Raw genomic sequence first — 17929 nt, 5'->3', positions numbered from 1 at the left:
ATTTATTGTAGAAGGCTACTAACGTTAAAGTGTTAGTAGCCTTTTTTATTAGTTTAATATTTAAAATATCTGCATAGATATATTATTGAAACAACTCAAAAAGCTAAAGAACTAAATTTTAGCCATATACTAATTAATGATGGCTGTGGTACAATAAAATTGTTAATTTTAGGTAACACTCTTTCGGCTAAGAATGTATATCTGACATTTATTTCTGCTTTAACAAATTTTGCAGAAGTAAAAAGTACAGAGGAGTATTTAGAAAAATACAAACAAGTACAATGAGTTTAAATATTAAGGTATAAGATAGTAAAGGGGATGAATGTATGGAAAATATAGTACTTTTAGTGGTAGATGTACAAAATGCATTAGTATTAGGAGAACCTTATAACAGAGAAGAGGTTATAAGTAATATTAAAAAATTAGTGCAAATAAGTAGAGAGAATGAAGTGGAAGTAATTTATATTCAACATAGTGATGAAATTGGTGGAGAATTAGAACCAAACTGTGCTGGATGGCAGATTTATAAAGAAGTAGCTCCAATTAATGGGGAGAAGGTAATAAATAAAAATTATAATTCTGCTTTTAGAAATACAATATTAAAAGAGTATCTAGATAGTAGGGGAATAAACAAGTTAATAATCACAGGTATGCAAACAGAATATTGTATTGATACTACTGTTAAAGTAGCTTTTGAATATGGATTTAAGCTTATTATTCCAGAAAATACAAATACAACTTTTAATAATGGTAATATGTTAGCAAAAGATTTATATGAATATTATAATTTTAATATATTTAAAGATAGATTTGCTATTATAGAAAGTGTAGACAATACAATAGAAACATTAATTTACAGTGGGAGGTGCTAATTATAGAAGGCAAAACACTTAAAAATTTTATTCTAGCAACTGGGATATGGACGGGTGTTATTATGGCACTTATAGTATATGCTCAAGATATGATAATTAACATGTGGAATTCAATCATTGTAGTAATAGGATTGTTTATTTTATGGTTCTTTGTTAACACGTTTATCATTGTATATTTTTTAAAAAAATCCTAGGTAAAGTTATGAATTTAATTAAAGAGGAGAATTAGATAGTATGGTTAAGGTGAATAGGAAAATAGTAAAGTGGATTGCTATTATAATATCTACTTCATCTATTGGTGCAGGGATATTTTTTTGCGTAGTTTCCTATAAAATGAGTTTGATACCTTCTATGACATTTGAGGAAATGTTAAGTTATACAACAAAAAACAATGATGAAGCTAGAATAACAGTGGGAACTATAAAGAATGGGGAAATGGAATTTGTAGTCTACGGTAGCAATGGAGAGGTGCTACCAAGTGAAGAACACGAATATGAAATAGGTTCATTGACAAAAACATTCACAACTAGCCTTTTGTGTAAAGCAATTGATGGAGGTAATATAACTTTAGATAGTTCAATTGATGACTATTTGAACTTGGCACCAAAGGAATATTATCCTACTTTAAGAAGACTTGTAACACACACTTCTGGGTTTAAAGGATATTATTTTAATGGACAAATGATATCAAACTTTTTCAAAGGTGAAAAGAATGACTTTTATGGTATTAGTGAAGAAAAACTCAATGAGAAAATTAGTAAAGTAGCACTTAAGAATAAGGATTATGACTTTAACTATTCTAACTTTGGCTTATCAGTGGTAGGAAGTGTCCTAGCAGAAATATATGATACAGATTATACTACGCTGATGAATTCTTTTATTAATAATGATTTAGGACTTCAAAATACTAAGATTTCTGATGGTACTGGAGCTATAGAGGAATACTGGCATTGGAATGCTAATGATGGGTACTTACCGGCAGGAGGGCTTGTTTCCACAATTACAGATATGATGAAGTATGTTCAATTACAAATATCAGAGGAAAAACAGTATCTTTCACAAGCCCATAAAACTATTGCAAACATAAATGCAACATCAAAGAGAAATGAAAAAATGGGGATTAGGATGGATGAAGCAGGTATTGGCTGGCTGATTGATCGGGAAAATAATATTGTTTGGCATAATGGGGGGACAAGTAACTTCAATAGTTATATCGCTTTTGATAAAGAGAAACAAGTAGGTGTTGTTATATTATCAAATCTTTCTCCAAGCTATAGAATCCCTGCAACTGTAATGGGAGTAAAACTTATAAAATCATTACAAGGTGAAGTTTAAAGAACTGGTGTTGTTGAACAATATCCTTGTAATACGAACTAGTTTAATAGTGAATATATAAAATATGGACAAGTTATCGGAGGAGGTCAATAATGAATATTAATTTAAATGAATACTTTAAAAAACAAAAAAAATTTAGTGGTAATGTATTGTTATCAAAAAATAATGAAATTATATTTAATGAATCATATGGATATTCAAATAAAGAAAAAGGAATAAAAAATACACCTCAAACAAAATTCATGATTGGTTCTATGACAAAGGCAATAACTGCATTATGTATTATGCAGTTATCAGAAAAAGGTATGCTTTCAACACAAAATAATATTGAAGATTATATTCCAGACTTCTACAAGGGTCATGGAATTACAATTCATCATCTTCTGAATCATACTTCTGGTATACCTAACTACATAATGTTAAAAAAAGAAATAAAATGGGGTGAGCATCATACACCCCAAGAAATACTACAAATTGTAAAAGGTTATAAATTGAAATTTCCTATTGGTGAAAAATGGTCGTACAGTAATACTAATTATCTTATTCTTGGATTGATAATTGAAATAGTTTCTGGAATGAACTATCACCAATATGTTAAAGATTATATATTTATTCCTGCTAAAATGAATAATTCAGGTTTTATAGACGAGGAACAAAAAAAAGTAGCAAATAATTATATTAAGGGTGAAAAAGGGTTCTATATGGACCCATCAATGTTCTTTGCTTGTGGTGATATTGTATCAACTGTTGGTGATTTTTATTTGCTTGATAGAGCAATTCAGGACGGTAAACTATTGAAAACTCAAATAGTAAAGGAAATGCAAAAGCCTCACCATAATGGTAAATATGTGAAATATGGATATGGATTGTTTGTAAAAAACCATTTTGATTGTAAAAGTATATGCCATGGTGGGTCAATTCCAAATGGTTACACTTCTCATTTTGAGAAATATATTGATGACGATATTACCATTGTTGTATTAAGCAATGATTTAGTAAAATACACATGCTTATCAATGAAAGATACTGGTGGTACATATATAAGTAGAGAGATTGCTTCATTAGTTTATGGTAAAAAGTTAGGTGCTTTTAAGAAGATAATTTAAAAGATATTCTTAATATAGGTAGTTACTGCACATTCTTAAAATATTGTAAAAATAAAATTAAAAATATATTTATAGAAATACCGTATTATTTAAAGTGAATAAGCGGTATTTTTTAGTTCGTAATTCAAGGACAATATGTGGAAATTGTGTACTAATCATAAAATAGTTTAATAATAGACTAAATATATGTAGTCTATTTATATAACAAAAAAATAAATCGATGTAGCAGGAGATACACTAGATATTATAAGGAGAATTAAGTTATGAATGTACAAGAGATATGGAATGAATATATTAATAAATATAATGAAGAAAAAAATAAAACATATGAATCATGGCATTTTGCCAGTGATGAAAAAAATGCAAATGAATTAGCAGAACTTGTAGTAAAAGGAGAAAAAACTGCTACAGCATCTGGTTTATGTTTCTATGAAATTGAAAATGAAGAGTTACCTAAAGTTGGCAGTTTAAGTATTGTTTTAGATTGGGATGGTAATGCTAAGTGTATTATTAAGATAGCAAAATTTTATACTACACCATTTAATGAAGTAACAGAAGAACATGCTTTTAAAGAAGGTGAAGGGGATAGAACATTAGCTTATTGGAAGCTTGTTCATGAAAGGGTTTTCAGTGAAGGATTAAATATATATGGAAAAGTTTTTGACGAAAGTATGATGGTTGTTTGTGAAGAATTTGAAGTAGTCTGGAAAAATGCTTAAATTAGGTAAATTTTAAAAGGTTGTCCATGACAACCTTTTAATCCATTTAATATTAAAATTCAGAAACACATTACTTTAAGGGGATGTTAAGCTCTATAATTGAATCAGCGTTTGTATCAATGATTTCTACACTAATTTCATTAACAGTAGTTTTAAAAGAATCAACAATATTTTTAGTATCATTAATTGCAATTTTAAATTTTTCTTCATTATCAAAATATCCCACTGTCATATGGGGCAAGAAATTATTCCCCTTTAACCATTCGGGATAATAACTTTCTAAAATGCCTGTATATAATCTTTTATGTAATTGAATAATTTCATCATTGCCACTTTGTATATTAAGAAATAGGTATTTTCCAAAAGAATCTGTTGGTGTAATTCCACTAAGAATAATTTCAAATGGAGCAAAATCAGATAAAGCAGATGAAATATGCTCTTTTAAAGAAACAGTTTTTATATCGCTATCAAATGGAAAAACTAGTGTTATATGAGGTCTTACATGATTAGCTAGAGGGTCATGTTGATCTCTAACTTTATTTATTATTTCTAAATTTTCAAATTTTGGAAAAATAATAATACATCTTTTTACCCCACCCTTTTATCAATAATATAATGCAATTATTAGTTAGTTTACATATTAATTATACACGAATAAAAACAGATAACAAACAAAATTTACCAATAAATAAAATTAGTAGGAGAAGCCTTAGACATAACACACTGTTTAATATATTTTAACTGGATATAATAATAGATTTAGAAAAACTTTATAATATGGAAAGCATAGAAATAATGCCTCCAGTTATTGAAAAGATATCATATTTTACGCCAACAAGGTGGGCAATGCAGTCAATAATAGATATTCAGCAAGGTGGAAGCATTAAGGAGATATATAAATATTTATTTGTAATATTATTATTTGCAGTGGCATTTTTTGTTATAGGAATCTACAAAACTTCTAGGGAAGAAAAGAAGTTTAGTATTATCCAAATAAATTATAGTTTTATAAATTCAACATTCATTTTATCAAATCTACAAACATATTTATAACCAATATCCCTAAGGATATTATGAACATATTCAAAATTAAAGGCTACTTGACCTGGGTTATGTGAGTCAGACCCAACAGTAATAATTTCTCCTCCTAAGTCCTTATACATTTTAAGGATGTTTATAGAGGGAGTTAAATCCTTAAGATTATATCTAAAAGAAGATGTATTAAATTCAATTCCCTTACCATTTTGAATAACTTTTTTAAGAATAGCTTCTAAATAATCAGAAAATAAGCTGTCATCTAAAACATAATCATAGTTACCATATCTTTTGATTAAATCAAGGTGTCCTAAAACAGAATAATCATTAAAAGAACTAATTATTTCTAATAAAGTTTTATAGTAACCTTCATAGGCCTCATATTGAGTTTTACCCTTATGGAAATCTCCAGTAAATAACTCATTTTTATTTATAGTATGAATAGATCCTATAACAAAATCAAAATCATGTTCTCTTATCTCTTTAGAACATCTATCTAATATATGAGACTGAAGCCCCATTTCAATTCCTTTTTTAATAGAAATAGCATTGGCGTATTTATTTTTAAAAAAATCTATTTCCTCAAAATATTTATTGTAATCAACCTTAACATTAGGGTTGCCGATTACATCATAATCTACATGATCTGTGAAACAAATTTCTTTAAGCCCTAATTCTATTGATTTTTCTATCATATCCTTCATAGGGGTATTTGAATCAGCTGAATAACTACAGTGCATATGGTAATCATAAAACATAAAAAAATCTCCTTTATGAATATTAATATATTCTAAATTATACTATATATAATTATAAAATTATATATAGTGGACCACTAACCTCAATATTTACATTGGGAGTGGTCCTTTTTTATTTAAGGATAGATTCATATAATAAAAGCATAAGAAGTATTAAGGAGTGTTTTAAATGAGAATTGGAGTAATAATGGGTGGAGTATCTTCAGAAAGAGAAATATCCTTAATGTCGGGAAGAGAAGTGTTAAGGAATTTAAACATTAATAACTATAAAGAAATAATACCAATATTAATAAATTCTAAAAGTGAGGTTATTGAAAAAGTTAAGGGCATTGATTTTGCATTTATAGCATTACATGGTCATTTTGGTGAAGATGGAACAATTCAAGGCTTGCTTGAATCTTTAGAAATTCCTTATAGCGGATGTGGGGTATTAACTAGTTCGGTTTGTATGAATAAGGGACTTACTAAAAGAATTATTCAAACTGTTGGAGTTAAAACAGCACCATGGATTACAGTTAAATCAATAGAGGAAATTAATTATGAAAAAATAAGAACATTTGATTATCCTATTTTTATAAAACCTAATAATGGTGGATCTAGTGTGGCAACTTTTTGTGTTAAATATGAAAAGGATGTAGAAAATGCTGTAAGAGAAGGTCTAAAATATGATAATGAGGTTATAATAGAAAAATATATTAATGGAGAAGAAATTACCTCGTTTGTTTTAAATGGAGAAGTTTTTCCAACTGTAATTATAAAGGCTAAAAATGGTGAATTCTTCGATTACTCATCTAAATATGATAAAGGTGGTGCAGAAGAGACTGTTGTAAAATTAGAAGAAAGCTTACAATCAAAGGTAAATGAAATTTCAAAGGATATTTGGGATGTTTTAGGTTGCAAGAGCTATTGTAGAATTGATATGATAGTAAGTAATGGAATACCATATGTACTTGAAGTTAATACATTGCCAGGTATGACAACTTCAAGTATTATTCCTAAAAGTGCAAAGGCAAAAGGAATAGAATTTAGTGAATTATTAGACAAGATAATAGAGTATTCACTTATTTAGGAGTTGAAAAAATATTGATATTTTCTAGTTTCGTTTTTAATAAAGAAGAACCTATCTATTTACAAATTGAAAACTATATAAAAGATATGATTAAAGATGGTATGGTTGTTAATAATGGAAAACTACCAGCAACAAGAGAACTTGGAAAACTTTTAAATGTGAGCCGTAATTCAGTAATAACTGCTTATGAAAACCTGAAATGTGAAGGTGTAGTATATACAATAAAGGGAAAAGGTACATTTATTTCTATAAAGAAATTTATTAATGAAGATGGTTGGAAAGTAAAATGGGAAGAAAGAACTAATAGTTATGGTAAACTTGCAGAAAAATTGGATATAGTTAAACATGAAATTTCTTGGGAAAAGAATTTAATTTCATTTAAGAGCATTTCGCCAGATGGAAATCTTTTTGATATGGATGAATTTAAAAAAGCTTTCCTAAATAGAATCTCAATAGAAGGTCACAAAATATTGAATTATGGATATGCAAAAGGTTATAAGCCATTAATGGAATACCTTTTAGAATATATGAATGGAAAGGGGATTCAAACAAACAATAAAGACATTATAATAACTAATGGATTTACAGAAGGGCTAGAAATGTTACTTACAGCTTATACAAATCCAGGAGATAAGATTATATGTGAAAATCCCACGCATAACACATCTATAAAGATTATGAAAGTTCATGGGTTAGATATAGTTGGAGTAAATATGAAACAAGATGGAATAGATGTTGAGGAGCTTGAAGATAAATTAAAGTTAGGCGGAATTAAGTTTGGATATTTAATTCCTTCATATCATAATCCTACAGGTATAGTAATAACTGGAGAAAAAAGATATCAAGTTTACAATATATTCAAAAAATATAATGTTCCAATAATAGAGGATGGATTTAATGAGGAACTTCTATATAATAGTACACATATTTCTCCACTTGCGGCTTTAGATAAAGGTGGAAGCGGAGTTGTTTATATAGGAAGTTTCTCAAAAATATTATTTCCAGGAATTAGAGTTGGATGGATAGTTGGAGATAAAAAGATAATAGAAACCTTAGAAAGCGTTAAAAGATGCAAAAATATTCATACATCATTTTTAGATCAAGGAATATTATATGAATATTTAAAATCTGGAGCTTTTGAAAAGCATGTTAAAAAAGTGAGGAAATCTTATAAAGAAAGATACGAATTTGCATTAGAATGTATAAATAAATATATCAAGCCAACATTTATATACGGAGAGGGAGGCTTGCACATTTATATAGGAATAGATGGTGTAAATTCAAGAGAACTACTTCAAAAATGCTATAAAAGAAATGTTATATTTACACCAGGAGATATATTCACGGTAGATAATACTGGAAAAAATACATTAAGACTAGGTTTATCAAGATTAACTTTAGAAGAAATTGAAGAGGGAATTAAAATTATTGGTGAATGTTTAGAGGAATATAGAAATATAGGGAGGATAGGATTATGAGGGATAATAAATTGATGTATCTATATTTGTTTATTTGAAAAATATATATTAAGGGGAAATTATTAAAATTTTATTAAGAGTATTGATTTGAAACAAAATTGACAAATTTCTATTATACAATTAGTTTAAAGGAGATGAGTGGTAATGGAAAATAAAATAGAATTTGTAAATTCAAAACATATTGATAATTATTTAGGTTTACTTAAGCAGTTTCCAAAAGAAAGAGAATATGATTTTGACATAGCCTTAAAACTGTTAAGTATTGAAGAAGTATATTGCATAACTAAAGATTATATAAATGAAATGGGTATTAATTTCAAGGAATTATTAAAAGATTCTAGGATAGCTAAGAATGGATTGTTTATTTGTGAACTAGCATATAGTTTAGTAAGTAAATTTTTTCAAGTGAAATCTATTTCAAGTACTAGAAAATTAGACTCAGATACTAGAAATTTTATAATTGACTTATTATATATGTATAATCCGATAGAAAATAAAGTAAATGGACTTTAAGAGGAGGATTTAAAATGGGAATAAAACAAACAGTAGAAATAACAACAATGATTGGAAGAGTTAAAAAATTGACAGCATTAGGATTAGATGATGAAACTATAATTAGTATGTTAGGAATAACAAAAGAAGAGTTTGAAGAAATAAAAAAATACTCAGCAGAATAGTTAGTGGTCAAAAATGACCTTACAAGAAGTTTTTAATTATTACTAGATATTTAGCACAATAAAATAGTACTAAAAAATATTAACTATTATTGACACTATACAAGGTTTAGTATAATATGATAATAAGAGAAAAATATACAAGGTTTTATATTTTAAAATTACAATAGTAAGGAGTCAATATGGTTAAAGTACTAATTTTATATTATTTAAATATTAAAGCTACACATGGATATGAAATTCAAAAGTTTATACAAGCAAGTGGGTTTGAAGCCTGGACAAATATTAAAGCTGGCTCCATATATTATGCTTTAAGTAAAATGGATAAAAATGGAGAAATAAGACTAGTAAGGGAAGAAAACCGAGGGTCAAGGGTAAGGCGTATATATGAAATTACTGATTTAGGAGTAATTGAACTTAAGAAGGAAATTGAAAAAAAATTAGATAAGCCTTTAGTTCCTTTGAATATAGATAAATTTATTTTACCAATAACATTTAATAAATTAGATAAAGATGAAGCTATTAGTATAATTGAAGACCGTATAAAAGAGCTTAATAAAAAGTTAGAATACTGGAATTATTGGAAAGGTATAAAAATAAATGATTGTAGTACACAAGTGGAAAGGCTTTCTTTTGAAATGACTATATGTAACTATGAATATGAAATTAAATGGCATGAAAGCTTAATTGAAGAATTTGATTTATATTGTGAATTAAGCGAAAAGAATGAAGTTATGATTAAAAGTTTTAATTTTGCAGAGTTAGATGAAAAGGATTCAAAGGATATTAATATCAATAAAGCAAGCTTAAAAGAATTAAAAAATATTATATTAAATGATCCTACTGGAGCTAAAAATGCTTTAGAAAGATTAATAACTATTATTGGAGAAGAAAAAAACTAAATATGTTTTTAAAATACTTAGCAATGATAAGTCATTGCTAAAATTTTAAGGTTAATACTAAATGTTGTATATAAAATATTTAATATAGGGGTGCTAAAATGAAAAAAGTTTTAGAAATTAAAGAATTGAAGAAAAGTTTTGGGGATAGACAAGTAGTAAAAGGAATAACATTTGATATTAGAGAAAAAGAGATTGTTGGATTATTAGGACCTAATGGAGCTGGGAAAAGCACAGTTACAAATATGATATGTACAATATTAAATATGGATGAAGGTTCTGTATTATTTAAAGGCAAATATGTTAAAGAAAATCAAGAAGAGTTTAAAAGGCAATTAGGGTTAGTTCCACAAGATATTGCACTTTTTTCAGATCTTTCTGCTTATGATAATGTAAAGTTCTTCGGTTCTTTATATGGATTAAAAGGAAATGAATTAAAAGAAAGTACTAAAGAGGCATTAGAGAATGTTGGGCTTTGGGATAGAAAAAATGATTATCCAGATTCTTTCTCAGGTGGAATGAAGAGAAGACTTAATATAGCTTGTTCAATAGTGCATAGACCTAAAATATTAATTTTAGATGAGCCAACAGTTGGAATAGATCCTCAGTCAAGAAATAAGATATTAGAAGTAACAAAGAAACTTAGAGATGAGGGGACATCGGTAATATATATATCGCATTACATGGAAGAGGTTGAGGCTATATGTTCAAGGCTAATTATAGTAGATGAAGGCAAAATAATTGAGGAAGGTTATAAAGAAGAAATTAAGAAAAAATATAAGGAAAAAGGTCTAAATAGTTTAGAAGAAATTTTCTTATACTTAACTGGAAAAGAATTAAGAGATTAGGAGATGTGAAGTTATGAGTGGGTTTAATGTATTATTTAAAATGGGGATGAAGAGAAGAATTAAGGATTCTTTTTTAATAAGTTATGGAACTGTATTTCCTTTGTTTTTAATAGGGATTCTTGGATATATGGCATCAAATTATTTTTCGGGAGAGGATGGAATAACTTCATACTATTATTATAGTGTGGTAACTATACCTTTTTGTATATTTTTAGAATCAGTAACGCTTGTATATGTTACAAGAGAAGAAAGCATGTATAAATGCGGAGAAAGGTTTATTATAGCCCCAATTAGTAAGGCTGCTATAGTACTATCTAAAATTATACCATCTACTATTTCTATAATGATCTATAATTTCATCTTAATGGGAATATGTAAATTTCTATTTAAGGTAGATTACTGTGGGAAGTTTTTTCATTTGTATATTTTATTTTCAATAGTGGCGTTTATGTCCTGTGCAATTGGTACTTTTGTAGGGGTAAGTACCAAAGACTTTATGCAAATTAAAAATTTTATAAGCACTCCAATATTAATTATGGCAATGTTAGGTGGAAGTTTCTTTCCTATAGGATCTTTAGGAAGAACTATAGAAATTATAAGTTATATATCACCATTAACGTGGATTAATAGAGGTATATTTTTAATGATCAATGATAATAATATTAAGGTTTATTTTGTAGCAGTAGGTATAACATTAGCTTTAGGTATAATATTTACATTTGGAGCTGTTAAAAGATTTAGACGGGAGATGTTTCTATAATGGGTATATTAATAGTTGTAAATAATGAGTTTAGAAGAAGTTTAAAATATAAAAAAAAACTAATATTAGGATTGTTAATTCCGGTTATTTCAATAATAGCTGCAATAGCTATTAATAGCATTATGAAACCTTCTATTAATATAGGGATAATTAATAATGGGTCAGGAAATATATATGAGGAACTTAAAGAAGAATCTAGTTTCATAAATGGATTAAATATAAAGACAGCCAAGGAAGAAAGTATTAATACTGATATGATTCTTGGAAAATATGCAGCTATAATTCAACTAAATAAGGATGAATCCTTCAAAGTAACTTCTTTAGATCCTGAGGCTAATGAAAATATTAAGCAAATTATAAATGGATATTTTTCAAATAAAGAGCTAAAAGGATTTGAAGATGCTTTATTAAAAATAGAAAATGAAAAGATGACAGTAGCAGAAAGAAGTGGTGGGTTTATATTATTAACATTAATAATAACATGTACCTTATCAGCCTGTAATTTAATAAAGGATAAGGAAGATGGGATATTAAAACGGTTTTTAATATCTCTCCATAAACCAATTATATATATATTAGGAACCTATTTATATAATATCTTAAATACAATTGTACAAATAATAATAGCGATTATTATATTAATGAGTTTGCCAATAGATATTGGAATTACTGGAATGCAGTTACTTGTTATTGGATTTACTATAGCTATTATTGCAACCAGCTTAAGTAGCTTTATCGTTGCTTTATGTAAAAGTGACTTACAAGCTAGTATAGTTGCATCGGGAACTGCCTTAATAATGTCATTGCTTGGAGGCGGATTTTTACCTTTAGATAAAATGCCTACATCATTAAAGTATGTAAGTAATGTGACTATAACAAAATGGTTAGTTGTATTTATTAAGAAAATAGAACAAGGAGTAGATAATACTGATATATTAGTGCCAATGGCGATTATACTATGTTTATCAATAATAATGGTTATAGGTTCTTGTAAATTAGGCAAAAAGAAATTTGTTTAATTACAAATAATATAGTAAATTATGGTATAATTAAAAAGATAAAAATACTGACTTTCTATTTATTTACAGATGCCTAAGTTAGAAAAGTATAGAATTATTTGGAGGTAGTAAGGTGACAGATATTACATTTAAAACGGAAACAGTACGGTTTGTCTATAGAGTAGCTGGAATCATTATTCATAACAATAAATTGCTAGTTATGAAAGATGAAAACTCTCCATATTATTATATTCCGGGTGGAAAGGTTGGATTGCAGGAACTTAGTACTGATGCAATAAAAAGAGAGATAAGAGAAGAAATTAATATTGATGTTAAGGTGAAAAGAATGCTATGGATAGTAGAAAATTTTTTCAAAGATGATGAGTCTGGAGAAAATTTTCATGAAATAGGATTTTATTATTTATTAGAATTAAATGATGAAAAAATATTTGAAAAAGGAAATGAGTTTATTATGACTGAAGGTGGGACGCATAGACTTGTTTTCTACTGGAAACCATTAGAAGAAATTAAAGACTTATATGTATACCCTCTATTTATAAAAGAGAATATTTTGAAATTACCTAATAGCATTACGCATATAGTTGAAAATAAATATTAATAAAGTTTTAAATAAGGCACAATCAAATAATAATAAATATTACTAGTTTATAATTATAAAAAGCATTAACCAAATTATGGTTAATGCTTTTGAATTTGAAATTAATCCATTTTTTGAACGTTAAAGGCTGTTGGACCCTTTTCTTCTTGTTGTATGTCAAAAGTTACATTTTCACCTTCATGAAGATCCTTATTATTACCTTTCTCTTTTACTTGAGAATGATGAACAAAAACATCAGCACCTTCATTACAGGATATAAATCCATATCCATTTTCTTCATTAAACCATTTAACAACACCAGTATAACTAGCCATTATTATCACTCCTTTGGATATATCTTATAGAACAGAGTAAAGGATATATTCATTTATTTAGATAGCTATTAGTATTGAATTTTATGTCCTGTATCTTCTATACAAATTTTAATTTCATCTCGTGTAGCAGGTTCATTATATATAACTTCAACGCTTCCACGTCCAAGGTCAATACAAACCTTATTTACACCTTCAATTTTTTCAAGAGCATTCTTAACTTGAGTTTTAACATTTTCATTAGTAAGATCATTAATAAGATAGTGTTCTCTTTCCATGTTATCGACTCCTTTCTAAAAAAAGTTATAAAAGTAGTATGCTCAAAGTAGGATAGTTATATTACAATTAAATATATTTTAATATTTTGAACATTTGTATCTCTTTAATAAATAGTTATGATATACTATTTATTAAAGAGATACAAATACAAGATAACATAAATAAGGAGGTACTTTAATGAGTAAGAAAAATGAAATTTATTGTTGTGAAATATGTGGGTCTATGGTTGAGGTTATTAATGGCGGAGGTGGAACACTTGTGTGTTGCAATAAACCAATGACATTACTTAAAGAAAATTCAGTTGATGCAGCTACAGAAAAACATATACCAGTTGTAGAAAAAATAAATGGTGGAGTAAATGTGAAAGTAGGATCAGTAACACATCCTATGGAAGAAAAACATTATATACAGTGGATAGAAGTTATAACAACTGATGGAACAATTTTTAGAAAAGAATTGAAACCAGGAGAATCTCCAGAAGCTACATTTAAAATTGATGGAGAAATCGAAACAGTTAGAGAATATTGCAACATACATGGACTTTGGAAAACTAAATAAGGCATTGTAAAATAAATTATCAAGGCTAGAATCAATAGAAATATTAGATTCTGGTCTTTTTTATTTTTAAAATCAATATTATTTTATATTAGGCATATTAAAATAAATACAACAATACTGATTTGTTATTTATTTGCATATGTCTTATTTTAGACTAGATATGATATTATAATCTATAGAATGGATTTTCAAAAAAATAACAAGCAAATAAATAGAATAGGGTGAGTAGATGAATTTAAAAGAATTAGTAGATAAAGTATTAGATTCGGGATCTAACTTTAATAGAAAAGAAGGGGAGTTAATCTTTAATAAAGGGTTAGCCTCAAATATAAAAAGCAAAAAAATAGATTTTATATATAATATATATGGAAAAGTTAAAAATGAAAATAGTACTAGTGAATTCAATTCCCATATCAAAATAAATATTAAAAATGAAACTCTGCTAAGTTGTAAGTGTACTTGTAATGAATCTGAGGATAATTCTAAGCTTACTAATATATATGTATGTAAACATAATCTGGCAATAATGTACATGTTTTATGATTTAGCTAAAAAGAAAATAATAAGTGATAAAGAAAAAAGTGCAGAAGGTGAAAAAAGTGAAAATAAGGGTAATAGTATTTTAAAGTCAGTAAAAAGTAATGACGAAGTTTCGCCTCTTAACCTAGATATAAAACTAAAACATGTTAATGAGAAGTATGCAAACTATTATGAGGCTGAATTTAGAATAGGAAGAAAAAGTACTAATTTAATAAATTCACTAGAAGAATTTATTAATACAAGAAATCTAAATAGACCAAATACATTTAATAAAGAATTTACATATAAACCTTATGAGGATATATTTTGCGCTGAAGATGAATCGGTTTTAAATTTTATAAAAGAATACATAGAGTTAAATAAAGATTTAAAAAATGGAAGTTATCAAATGGCAAAAGGAAAATTATTAAGAATTGCACCAAATACTTTAAGAGAATTTTTAAACCTAGTAAATTCAAAAAAGAAAATAGTCTTGAATTATGATTATTTAGATTACGCTTCAGAAGTTTTAAGAAAAGATTTACCAATAGGATTTAATCTAAAGTTAGAAGGGGATTTTTTTATTTTAAGAACCAAAAAGAAGTTTCCTATACCACTTAATGAAAATAATGATGTTTATATTTATGATAGAAAGTTATATCTTCCATCAATGGAACAGATAAAGTATTATAAACCCTTATATAATGAATTGAAAAGTAAGGGGCAAATTAAGTTTAATAAATCAATAGAGGTATTAGAAAAATTAATTAATATACTAAAAAAAATATCGAATGAAATTACCTTGGATGAAAGAGTAAAGGAATTTACAGAAAAATTAACATTTCCACAGTTTCATTTTGAAAAATATGATAATAAGGTTTATTGCAGAGTTAAGATTAATTATTTAGGAGAAAAAATAGAATTAATAAATGAATCTAACAATAAAGGTTTTTTAAGAGATTTAAAAAAGGAAGATAAAATTTGTATGGAACTTGAAAGACTTAGATTTATAAAGAAAGAGGGTAGCTTTGTATTTATAGGGGAAGATGAGGATATTTTCAATTTATTATCTTTTGAATTAGAAAATCTTAGAAAATTAGGCGAAATACATTTATCTAATGAGTTTAAGAAAATGAGGTTAATAAATTCAACGTTTATTGATGGGGAAATAGAAGAGGAAGATGGCTATTTTTTCTTTAAATATAATGTAGGAGATTTAAGTTTGAGAGAACTACAAAGTTCTTTAAATTCAGTTAAAGAAAATAGAAGCTTTTTTAAAACTGAAAAAAATGATTTTTTAGATTTGACAGATAAAAGAGTAGTAGGATTTTTGAATTTAATAGAAGACTTAAGTAATGGAGAAAAATTAAAAGAAGATATTATAAAAATAGATAGAAATAAGGCGCTTTATTTAGATAATATTATTAAAAATAAAGGTCTAGATTTTATCAAGGGGGAAGAGGCACTTAAAAGTATAAGAGAAAGCCTGACTAATAGAGAATATAAAAATCTGAAAGCTCCAAAAGATTTAAATGCTACATTAAGATTTTATCAGTTAGTAGGATATAATTGGCTTGCAGAATTATCTAATATGGGGTTTGGTGGGATTTTAGCAGATGAAATGGGTCTTGGAAAAACAATACAAACCATAGCATTTTTACTTTCAAAAAAAGGGAGCAAAACTTTAGTTATTACTCCAACATCTTTAATTTATAATTGGAAAGATGAATTTAGTAATTTTGCACCAACTCTTAAGATTGGTATAATTCATGGAAGTTTGGATGAAAGAGCAAAGGTATTAGAAAAGCAGCAGGAGTATGATGTGCTTCTTACTACCTATGGAACATTAAGAAATGACTTTGAAAATTATAAAAATAATATATTTGATTATTGTATTATTGATGAAGCTCAAAATATTAAAAATCCTACATCTCAAAATACAAACATAGTTAAAAGCATTAATGCAAAGTGTAGAATTGCATTAACAGGAACACCTATTGAAAATAATCTTACTGAGCTTTGGTCGATATTTGATTTTATAATGCCTAGATTTCTTTATACCCAGCAGAAGTTTAAAGAAAAATTTATAAATACTGGTGGAAAGAATATTGAAGAATTAAAAACATTAATTAAACCATTTATATTAAGAAGATTAAAGAAAGATGTTGCAGAAGAACTTCCAGATAAAATAGAGAAAAAATATTTGGTGGAAATGACAGTTGCACAAAAACAAATTTATAAAAGTTATATGAAGGATGTTAAATCAAAAATGAAGTTAAATAAAGAAGATAAAATAACAATATTCTCTTATTTAACAAAGCTTAGACAACTATGTCTAGATCCATCAATTTTAATTAAAGAATACTCAGGTGGAAGTGGAAAGATAAAAGCCACAATTGATATTGTGAGTAATGCAATAGATTGTAATAAAAAGATATTAATATTTTCTCAATTCACATCTGTATTAAAGAAAATAGAAGAAGAAATAGCTAAAGAAGATATAGAATATTTATATCTAGATGGTAGCGTTAAAGCCAAAGAAAGGATAAATCTTGTGAATAAATTTAATGAAAGTCCTCATATAAAAGTATTTTTAATATCTCTAAAAGCAGGAGGAACAGGATTAAACCTAACTTCAGCTAACTTGGTTATTCATTTTGATCCATGGTGGAACCCAGCTATTGAAGAGCAAGCAACAGATAGAGCTCATAGAATAGGGCAAAAGAAAGTTGTAGAAGTAATAAAATTAATTTCACAAGGTACTATAGAAGAAAAAATAGTGAAATTACAAGAAAGTAAAAAAGAACTTATTAATAATGTAATGAATGGAGAAGTAATGGATGGAAAAATATTAAGTAAATTAACAGATGAAGAAATTTTGAGTCTTTTTAATTAGAAAAAATACTATATGGACTAGTTATTTCTTGAAAATTCCTTATAAGTATAGGAGTCTGAACAATGGAAATATAACAAAGAAAGATAGGGGGAAGTGGATATGCTATTTTCCTTGGTTATATTTAGATTACAAGAACAAATAATTTGAAGATGTATATAATGATAAGGTCAGGATTATAAGATAGAAATTGAAAGCA

Annotated in this window: 20 protein-coding genes; 16 read left to right on the top strand and 4 right to left on the bottom strand. The window is 26.9% G+C overall.

Annotated elements, in window-relative coordinates:
- Positions 1 to 326: 326 nt before the first annotated feature.
- From BLS77_RS08650 to BLS77_RS08630, 4 genes are all read left to right on the top strand, one after another.
- On the top strand, positions 327 to 872 hold the full coding sequence (locus BLS77_RS08650) for a cysteine hydrolase family protein (RefSeq protein ID WP_089968260.1): 546 nt from the start codon (positions 327 to 329) through the stop codon (positions 870 to 872).
- Between the two features lie 234 nt (positions 873 to 1106).
- Complete coding sequence (locus tag BLS77_RS08640; RefSeq protein WP_089968254.1) at positions 1107 to 2207, top strand: serine hydrolase domain-containing protein; 1101 nt, start codon at positions 1107 to 1109, stop codon at positions 2205 to 2207.
- Between the two features lie 92 nt (positions 2208 to 2299).
- Complete coding sequence (locus BLS77_RS08635; protein WP_242873961.1) at positions 2300 to 3313, top strand: serine hydrolase domain-containing protein; 1014 nt, start codon at positions 2300 to 2302, stop codon at positions 3311 to 3313.
- Positions 3314 to 3576: 263 nt separating this feature from the next.
- Positions 3577 to 4032 (top strand): ASCH domain-containing protein, encoded by a 456-nt coding sequence (locus tag BLS77_RS08630; RefSeq protein ID WP_089968248.1) that lies wholly within the window; start codon positions 3577 to 3579, stop codon positions 4030 to 4032.
- A 70-nt stretch (positions 4033 to 4102) separates the two neighbouring features.
- Here BLS77_RS08630 and BLS77_RS08625 read toward each other — a convergent pair whose 3' ends face one another.
- Positions 4103 to 4522, bottom strand: a complete 420-nt coding sequence (locus BLS77_RS08625; protein ID WP_242873964.1) for a 2'-5' RNA ligase family protein — start codon at positions 4520 to 4522, stop codon at positions 4103 to 4105.
- A gap of 287 nt (positions 4523 to 4809) precedes the next feature.
- On the opposite strand from BLS77_RS08625, the gene BLS77_RS19875 reads away from it, so the two are divergent.
- Positions 4810 to 5085, top strand: coding sequence for a hypothetical protein (locus BLS77_RS19875; RefSeq protein ID WP_089968243.1), 276 nt, complete (start codon positions 4810 to 4812; stop codon positions 5083 to 5085).
- On the opposite strand, the gene BLS77_RS08615 is transcribed toward BLS77_RS19875, so the two are convergent.
- Entirely contained in the window at positions 5031 to 5825 is a 795-nt protein-coding gene (locus BLS77_RS08615) for a histidinol-phosphatase HisJ family protein (protein WP_089968240.1), read from the bottom strand. The genes BLS77_RS19875 and BLS77_RS08615 overlap by 55 nt on opposite strands.
- A 169-nt stretch (positions 5826 to 5994) precedes the next feature.
- Here BLS77_RS08615 and BLS77_RS08610 point away from each other — a divergent pair, with 169 nt between their 5' ends.
- From BLS77_RS08610 to BLS77_RS08575, 9 genes are all read left to right on the top strand, one after another.
- Positions 5995 to 6894, top strand: coding sequence for a D-alanine--D-alanine ligase (locus BLS77_RS08610; RefSeq protein WP_089968237.1), 900 nt, complete (start codon positions 5995 to 5997; stop codon positions 6892 to 6894).
- Between the two features lie 17 nt (positions 6895 to 6911).
- Positions 6912 to 8372 carry a MocR-like pyridoxine biosynthesis transcription factor PdxR gene (gene pdxR, locus BLS77_RS08605; RefSeq protein ID WP_423231029.1) on the top strand — a complete coding sequence of 487 codons (1461 nt, stop codon included), beginning with the start codon at positions 6912 to 6914 and terminating at the stop codon, positions 8370 to 8372.
- A 144-nt stretch (positions 8373 to 8516) separates the two neighbouring features.
- Entirely contained in the window at positions 8517 to 8885 is a 369-nt protein-coding gene (locus BLS77_RS08600) for a hypothetical protein (protein ID WP_089968232.1), read from the top strand.
- Positions 8886 to 8899: 14 nt separating this feature from the next.
- The gene (locus BLS77_RS19870) at positions 8900 to 9049 is read left to right on the top strand and encodes a hypothetical protein (RefSeq protein WP_167865442.1); all 150 of its coding nucleotides are present in this window, start codon (positions 8900 to 8902) and stop codon (positions 9047 to 9049) included.
- Between the two features lie 179 nt (positions 9050 to 9228).
- Positions 9229 to 9948, top strand: coding sequence for a PadR family transcriptional regulator (locus BLS77_RS08595; RefSeq protein WP_089968229.1), 720 nt, complete (start codon positions 9229 to 9231; stop codon positions 9946 to 9948).
- A gap of 98 nt (positions 9949 to 10046) precedes the next feature.
- On the top strand, positions 10047 to 10793 hold the full coding sequence (locus BLS77_RS08590; protein WP_089968228.1) for an ABC transporter ATP-binding protein: 747 nt from the start codon (positions 10047 to 10049) through the stop codon (positions 10791 to 10793).
- A 13-nt stretch (positions 10794 to 10806) separates the two neighbouring features.
- A complete protein-coding gene (locus BLS77_RS08585) occupies positions 10807 to 11553 on the top strand; it encodes an ABC transporter permease (RefSeq protein ID WP_089968224.1) in 747 nt (248 codons plus the stop codon).
- Positions 11553 to 12572, top strand: a complete 1020-nt coding sequence (locus BLS77_RS08580; protein WP_089968223.1) for an ABC transporter permease — start codon at positions 11553 to 11555, stop codon at positions 12570 to 12572. The genes BLS77_RS08585 and BLS77_RS08580 overlap by 1 nt, the downstream gene beginning before the upstream one ends.
- 112 nt (positions 12573 to 12684) lie before the next feature.
- Positions 12685 to 13170: an NUDIX hydrolase gene (locus tag BLS77_RS08575; protein ID WP_207648686.1), complete on the top strand. Its 486-nt coding sequence runs from the start codon at positions 12685 to 12687 to the stop codon at positions 13168 to 13170.
- A gap of 101 nt (positions 13171 to 13271) precedes the next feature.
- On the opposite strand, the gene BLS77_RS08570 is transcribed toward BLS77_RS08575, so the two are convergent.
- Entirely contained in the window at positions 13272 to 13484 is a 213-nt protein-coding gene (locus tag BLS77_RS08570) for a cold-shock protein (protein WP_089968222.1), read from the bottom strand.
- 68 nt (positions 13485 to 13552) lie between these two features.
- Positions 13553 to 13759 (bottom strand): heavy-metal-associated domain-containing protein, encoded by a 207-nt coding sequence (locus BLS77_RS08565; RefSeq protein ID WP_089968219.1) that lies wholly within the window; start codon positions 13757 to 13759, stop codon positions 13553 to 13555.
- A 178-nt stretch (positions 13760 to 13937) separates the two neighbouring features.
- Between BLS77_RS08565 and BLS77_RS08560 the strand changes: the two genes are divergently transcribed.
- Together BLS77_RS08560 and BLS77_RS08555 are read left to right on the top strand one after the other, a co-directional pair.
- Positions 13938 to 14318, top strand: a complete 381-nt coding sequence (locus BLS77_RS08560; RefSeq protein ID WP_089968217.1) for a desulfoferrodoxin — start codon at positions 13938 to 13940, stop codon at positions 14316 to 14318.
- Positions 14319 to 14547: 229 nt separating this feature from the next.
- Entirely contained in the window at positions 14548 to 17733 is a 3186-nt protein-coding gene (locus BLS77_RS08555; protein ID WP_089968215.1) for a DEAD/DEAH box helicase, read from the top strand.
- Positions 17734 to 17929: the final 196 nt, after the last annotated feature.

Source organism: Clostridium gasigenes (genome assembly GCF_900104115.1).
In the GTDB taxonomy this organism is placed as follows: domain Bacteria; phylum Bacillota; class Clostridia; order Clostridiales; family Clostridiaceae; genus Clostridium; species Clostridium gasigenes.
Note: the sequence above shows the minus strand (reverse complement) of the source record. Positions and strands in the feature narration are given on the sequence as shown.

Excerpts from the sequence above, each read along its gene's own strand:
- BLS77_RS08555 (WP_089968215.1), top strand. The coding sequence starts at position 14,548 with ATGAATTTAAAAGAATTAGTAGATAAAGTATTAGATTCGGGATCTAAC.
- BLS77_RS08615 (WP_089968240.1), bottom strand. The coding sequence starts at position 5,825 with ATGTTTTATGATTACCATATGCACTGTAGTTATTCAGCTGATTCAAAT.
- BLS77_RS19870 (WP_167865442.1), top strand. The coding sequence starts at position 8,900 with ATGGGAATAAAACAAACAGTAGAAATAACAACAATGATTGGAAGAGTT.
- BLS77_RS08650 (WP_089968260.1), top strand. The coding sequence starts at position 327 with ATGGAAAATATAGTACTTTTAGTGGTAGATGTACAAAATGCATTAGTA.
- BLS77_RS19875 (WP_089968243.1), top strand. The coding sequence starts at position 4,810 with ATGGAAAGCATAGAAATAATGCCTCCAGTTATTGAAAAGATATCATAT.
- BLS77_RS08600 (WP_089968232.1), top strand. The coding sequence starts at position 8,517 with ATGGAAAATAAAATAGAATTTGTAAATTCAAAACATATTGATAATTAT.
- BLS77_RS08590 (WP_089968228.1), top strand. The coding sequence starts at position 10,047 with ATGAAAAAAGTTTTAGAAATTAAAGAATTGAAGAAAAGTTTTGGGGAT.
- BLS77_RS08610 (WP_089968237.1), top strand. The coding sequence starts at position 5,995 with ATGAGAATTGGAGTAATAATGGGTGGAGTATCTTCAGAAAGAGAAATA.
- BLS77_RS08630 (WP_089968248.1), top strand. The coding sequence starts at position 3,577 with ATGAATGTACAAGAGATATGGAATGAATATATTAATAAATATAATGAA.
- BLS77_RS08635 (WP_242873961.1), top strand. The coding sequence starts at position 2,300 with ATGAATATTAATTTAAATGAATACTTTAAAAAACAAAAAAAATTTAGT.
- BLS77_RS08560 (WP_089968217.1), top strand. The coding sequence starts at position 13,938 with ATGAGTAAGAAAAATGAAATTTATTGTTGTGAAATATGTGGGTCTATG.
- BLS77_RS08580 (WP_089968223.1), top strand. The coding sequence starts at position 11,553 with ATGGGTATATTAATAGTTGTAAATAATGAGTTTAGAAGAAGTTTAAAA.
- BLS77_RS08565 (WP_089968219.1), bottom strand. The coding sequence starts at position 13,759 with ATGGAAAGAGAACACTATCTTATTAATGATCTTACTAATGAAAATGTT.
- BLS77_RS08570 (WP_089968222.1), bottom strand. The coding sequence starts at position 13,484 with ATGGCTAGTTATACTGGTGTTGTTAAATGGTTTAATGAAGAAAATGGA.
- BLS77_RS08640 (WP_089968254.1), top strand. The coding sequence starts at position 1,107 with ATGGTTAAGGTGAATAGGAAAATAGTAAAGTGGATTGCTATTATAATA.
- BLS77_RS08595 (WP_089968229.1), top strand. The coding sequence starts at position 9,229 with ATGGTTAAAGTACTAATTTTATATTATTTAAATATTAAAGCTACACAT.
- BLS77_RS08585 (WP_089968224.1), top strand. The coding sequence starts at position 10,807 with ATGAGTGGGTTTAATGTATTATTTAAAATGGGGATGAAGAGAAGAATT.